The sequence below is a fragment of the Sphingomonas sp. NPDC019816 genome (genome assembly GCF_050274375.1).
GTDB lineage: Bacteria > Pseudomonadota > Alphaproteobacteria > Sphingomonadales > Sphingomonadaceae > Sphingomonas.
In genome coordinates this window covers 1-4,948 of record NZ_JBNNOB010000191.1, presented here as the reverse complement: position 1 = coordinate 4,948, position 4,948 = coordinate 1, and the positions used below count along the sequence as shown (strand labels likewise).

General features: G+C 65.9%; 6 protein-coding genes. 4 read left to right on the top strand and 2 right to left on the bottom strand.

From position 1 onward, the window contains the following. The coding region (locus tag ACQKJZ_RS18000; protein ID WP_427732906.1) for a sigma-70 family RNA polymerase sigma factor at window positions 1-603 on the top strand (603 nt) is incomplete at its 5' end. Between the two features lie 2 nt (window positions 604-605). Continuing rightward, on the top strand, window positions 606-1,835 hold the full coding sequence (locus tag ACQKJZ_RS17995) for a flavin monoamine oxidase family protein (protein ID WP_427732910.1): 1,230 nt from the start codon (window positions 606-608) through the stop codon (window positions 1,833-1,835). Here ACQKJZ_RS17995 and ACQKJZ_RS17990 read toward each other — a convergent pair. Further along, a complete protein-coding gene (locus tag ACQKJZ_RS17990) occupies window positions 1,832-2,659 on the bottom strand; it encodes a DUF4253 domain-containing protein (RefSeq protein WP_427732904.1) in 828 nt (275 codons plus the stop codon). The two genes, ACQKJZ_RS17995 and ACQKJZ_RS17990, sit on opposite strands and share 4 nt — an antisense overlap. A 110-nt stretch (window positions 2,660-2,769) precedes the next feature. Beyond that, entirely contained in the window at window positions 2,770-3,426 is a 657-nt protein-coding gene (locus tag ACQKJZ_RS17985) for an alpha/beta hydrolase (protein ID WP_007404127.1), read from the bottom strand. Window positions 3,427-3,537: 111 nt separating this feature from the next. Between ACQKJZ_RS17985 and ACQKJZ_RS17980 the strand changes: the two genes are divergently transcribed. After that, entirely contained in the window at window positions 3,538-4,584 is a 1,047-nt protein-coding gene (locus ACQKJZ_RS17980; RefSeq protein WP_427732908.1) for a cysteine desulfurase family protein, read from the top strand. Then, on the top strand, window positions 4,581-4,948 hold a 368-nt coding region (locus tag ACQKJZ_RS17975), incomplete at its 3' end, for an aminotransferase class V-fold PLP-dependent enzyme (RefSeq protein ID WP_427732902.1). The genes ACQKJZ_RS17980 and ACQKJZ_RS17975, both read left to right, overlap by 4 nt.

Below are 4,948 nucleotides of genomic sequence, written 5' to 3'. Positions count from 1 at the left end.
TTTTTTTTTTTTTTTTTTTTTTTTTTTTTTTTTTTTTTTTTTTTTTTTTTTTGTGGTTTTTTTTTTTTTTTTTTTTTTTTTTTTTTTTTTTTTTTTTTTTTTCTTTTTTTTCTTTTCTTCAACCTGCGCCGGATGAAGTCGAAGCTCGACGCGTTCGAGGACGGCGACCTGCGCCCCGAGGACGTGACCAAGATCGCCACCGATCTCGGCGTCAACGAGGACGAGGTCATCAGCATGAACCGCCGCATGGCGATGGGGGGCGACACCTCGCTCAACGTCTCGATGCGCGAGGATGGCGAGGGTCAGTGGCAGGACTGGCTGGCCGATGACGCGCCGCTGCAGGACTCGGTCGTCGCCGAGCAGCAGGAGGCGGATGTCCGCCACGACATGCTGGTCAGCGCGATGGACGACCTGAACGACCGCGAGAAGCACATCCTGACCGAGCGTCGCCTGACCGACGATCCCAAGACGCTGGAAGAGTTGAGCCAGGTTTACGGTGTCAGCCGCGAGCGCGTCCGCCAGATCGAGGTGCGCGCGTTCGAGAAGCTGCAAAAGGCGATGATGCGCATCGCCGGTGAAAAGCGGCTGCTGGCGGCCGCTTGAGTATGATCGGCCGCACCGTCGTCATCGGCGGCGGCGCGGCCGGAATCGCGGCGGCGCGGACGCTGCACGATGCGGGGCGCGAGGTCCTGCTGATCGAGGCGGCGGATCGACTGGGCGGCCGGGCACGCAGCGTTCGTCTGCCGACCAGCCATGTCGTCGATCATGGTTGCGGCTGGCTCCATTCGGCCGGGCGTAATCCTTGGACGGCCATTGCCGAACAGGCGGGCTTCACCATCGATCGGCGCTCGCCCAACTGGCAGGTCCAGTGGAACGATTTGGGCTTTCCCCCTGACGAAAAGCGCGCCTCGGGCAAGGCCTATGCCCGGTTCGAGGAGGCCGCGATGGCCGCACTCGACGGACCGGATCGTCCATTGTCCGACTTCGTGGCAAAAGACGATCCCTGGCGACCGATGATCGACGCGATCTCGGGCTATGCCAATGGCGCGTCGCTCGCCGAAGTGTCGCTGCACGACTGGGCAGCGTATGAGAATGCCGCGACCGACGACAATTGGGCGGTGGTCGAGGGCTATGGCACCGTTGTCGCGCATCACGCCGCCGGTCTGACGATCCGTACCGGCGTCACCGCGACGCGCATCGACCATCGCGGCAAGACGATCCGCATTGAAACCTCCGCCGGAACGATCGAGGCGGATCACGTCATCCTCGCCGTCCCCACCACAGTCCTGGCCCAGGGAAAGCTGACCTTCGACCCGCCGCTTCCCGCCAAGCAGGACGCCGCCGCCACGTTGCCGCTAGGGATAGCCGACAAGGTCTTCCTGTCGGTTGAAGGCCCCCTGCCCTGGCCCGCCCATGCCCATCTGACCGGCAATCCCCATAGCGCCTGCACTGCCAGCCACCGCCTCTCCCCCTTCGGCTGGCCGATCGTCGAAAGCTTCTTCGGCGGCCCGTGTGCCGAAGCAATGGAGGAAGACGGCGCAGCCGCGGCCTTCGCCATCGACGAACTGGTGGCGTTGCTGGGGAGCGACTGGCGGCGGCGGTTCACCCCGCTGGACGCGACACGCTGGCGGCATGTTCCGTTGATCGGCGGCAGTTATAGCCATGCCAGGGTCGGCCACGCCGGTGCGCGCCAGACACTGGCCGAACCGGTCGATGATCGTATCTTCTTCGCGGGTGAAGCCTGTTCGCGCGAGGATTTCTCGACCGCGCACGGGGCCTATGAAACCGGCGTAGGCGCAGCGCGGTTGCTATTGGGCGATCATTCCTGGTCTTAATCCCACCAGAAAAACCACCAGTCGGCCCGGATCAATTCACTGGCGAATGCGGCCATCGACCCGATACCCTGATCGACGATATCGGGGCAATAGGCATGGAGTTCGTGCGCAAGCTGCCAAGCCTGCTGTCGGTCCTTCGGGCGGTTCCGAATCCGAACGTTCATGGTATCGCCGTTGAGACCGGCCAGTTCCGCCCCGAAACGCGCATGCCAGGATCGCAACGCCGCGACATGAAGCTCAGGCGGCGGGCACGCGTTCCAGCCGCCCCAGCGGAGATAGGCGGGCGCCTCCCAACTTCTTTCCGTCGGGAGGATCAGGATATGCGCCTTTTCCAGCGGCCGGCCCGTCTGCAAATCCTGAGCGACCGTCAATCCCGGCGGCGCTTCGGCGGAGGGGGCAGGCCATGTTTTTGGAAGGACGTCATCGTCCTGGGGCGGGGATATCCCGGCCGCCTTGTAGAGATCGGCGGGAAACTCCACCTTCGCCGACGCTGCCAAGATCTGCTCTGTCGAACGCGGCGCGATGCGCTCGGCGGCTGCCCCTGACACGACGGGGTTGTTTAGGCTGAATTGCTCCGCGATGCGCTCCAGATCGGCGTCACCACCGACCACGACAGGCCATCCCCGCTTCGCGGCCCGGCACTTTTCCCATTCCGCCAGCGCCTGGGCCCCTGGAACCGTGATCTTGTCGTAGCGTAGCGCCACCGCATTCGGATCGGGAGCCGGCGGCGCCGGAACGCTCCGCGACATGGCCTCCCGCCCTGCCATGCCGCTCAAGCCGACCGTCGCCAGCCCACCGATCAACAATCGCCGCGTCGGTTCCATGTCGTCCCCCCGATACCCACGCAGCCACAATGCCACCGACTCTCCGACAGGAATATGAAAAAGGCCCCGGCTTTCGCCGAGGCCCCATTCCCTTCGACGATCCGATCAACTCACCGGATCGGCGAGTTCGGGTCCAGTCGCATGTCCAGATAACGGTCCACCGATCCCATCAGCTCGGGCATCTCATGCTCGAAGAAGTGGTTGGCCTTCGGGATGGTGTCGTGGTGGATGGTGATGTGCTTCTGGGTGCGCAGCTTGTCGACCAGCTTCTGGGTCGCCGCCGGGGTCGCGACCTCATCGGCCTCGCCCTGGATGATGATGCCCGAGGAGGGGCACGGCGCCAGGAAGGTGAAGTCATACATATTGGCGGGCGGCGCGACCGAGATAAAGCCGCGAATTTCCGGGCGGCGCATCAGCAGCTGCATCCCGATCCACGCGCCGAAGCTGACGCCCGCGATCCAGGTGGTCGACGCCTCGGGGTGGAAGCTCTGCACCCAGTCGAGCGCGGAAGCCGCATCGGACAGTTCGCCGATGCCGTTGTCGAACGTGCCCTGGCTCTTGCCGACGCCGCGAAAATTGAAGCGCAGCGTGGCGAAGCCGCGCCGCTGGAAAGTCTTATAGAGTTCCTGCACAATCCGGTTGTTCATCGTGCCGCCCGCATTGGGGTGCGGGTGAAGGATCATGGCGACGGGCGCGCGCGGACGCGGAGCGGGAGCGAAACGGCCTTCGAGGCGGCCTTCGGGGCCGGGAAAAATGACTTCAGGCATCAAAACTCGCCGATCTGGATGCGCGCTGGTGGAGCGCCGGGAACGTTGCGCTATATAGGCCGACACGCCATTTTCGCAATTGTTCGATCATTTCAAAGACGGAACAAGCCCCTGCCCCGCCTGTATCTCGACCATGCCGCCACGACCCCGATGATCGAGGCCGCGCGTGCCGCGCTGGCGGAGGGGTGCGCGATCTGGGCCAACCCCTCCTCCCCCCATGCCGAGGGGCGCGCCGCCAAGCGCGCGCTGGAAGACGCCCGCGCCGCCGTCGCCCGCGCGCTGGGCTGGAAGCACGAGATATTGTTCACCAGCGGGGCGAGCGAATCGCTGTCGATCGCCCTGACCCGCGCGATGGCGGAGCGGCGCTTCGTCGGCGCGATCGACCATGACGCGGTGCTGCGTGCCGCGCCGGACGCGATCGTGATGCCGGTCGGGCCCGGCGGCGTGCTGCGCCTGCCCGATCTGAGCGGCCCGCGCGCGGTGGTGACCGTGCAATGGGCCAATAGCGAGACGGGCGTGCGTCAGCCGATTACGCAGCTGGCCGAGGCGATCCATGCCGCCGGCCATATCCTGCTGGTCGACGCCGCGCAGATGCCCGCCGGCGCGGACCCGGAGGTCATCGAGCATGCCGACCTGGTCGCACTGTCGGCGCACAAGCGCGGCGGACCGCCGGGGATCGGCGCATTGCTGGTCCGCGACCTGGCGCTGCTGGCACCGACCGGCGGACAGGAGCGCGGCTATCGCCCCGGCACCGAGAATATGCCGGGCGTGCTGGGCTATGCAGCCGCGCTGGCCGAAGCGGAGCCGGACCATGCCGAGTTGCGTGCGCATCTGGACGATGCGATCCGGCGTTCGGGCGGGATCGTGGTAGCGGACGCCAGCCGCCGCCACCCGGCCATCGCCAGCTATCACATGCCCGGCAAGCCATCGGCGGCGCAGCTGATCCAGTTCGACCTGGCGCAAATCTCGGTCTCAGCGGGCAGCGCCTGCGCGAGCGGTAGCCTGAAGCCGAGTCATGTGCTCGCCGCGCTCGGCTGGGACGTCGAGGCGGGGCGCGAGGTGGTGCGGGTCAGCTTCGGCCGGACGACAACGCGCGACGATGTCGACCGCTTCGTCACCGCCTGGCGCGCGATCGCGCGGGGGAAGCGGATCGCATGATCTATCTCGACTATCAGGCGACGACCCCGCTCGCGCCCGAAGCGCTGAAGGCGATGCTCCCCTGGCTGGAGCAGGGCCATGCCAACCCCCACTCCCCCCACCGCGCCGGGCGACAGGCGCGCGCCGCCGTCGAGGTCGCGCGGGATCAGGTGGCGGCTCTGCTACCCCCCGGCGGGCGGGTCGTCTTCACCAGCGGCGCGACCGAGGCGCTGAACTGGGCGATCAAGGGTGCAAGCGGCGGGATCGTGACCACCGCGATCGAACATGCCGCCGTGCTCGACACCGCCGCCGCAACCGAGCGACCGTTGACCGTCCTGCCGGTCGATGGCGAGGGGCTGGTCGCGGCATGCCCCGATGACATCGA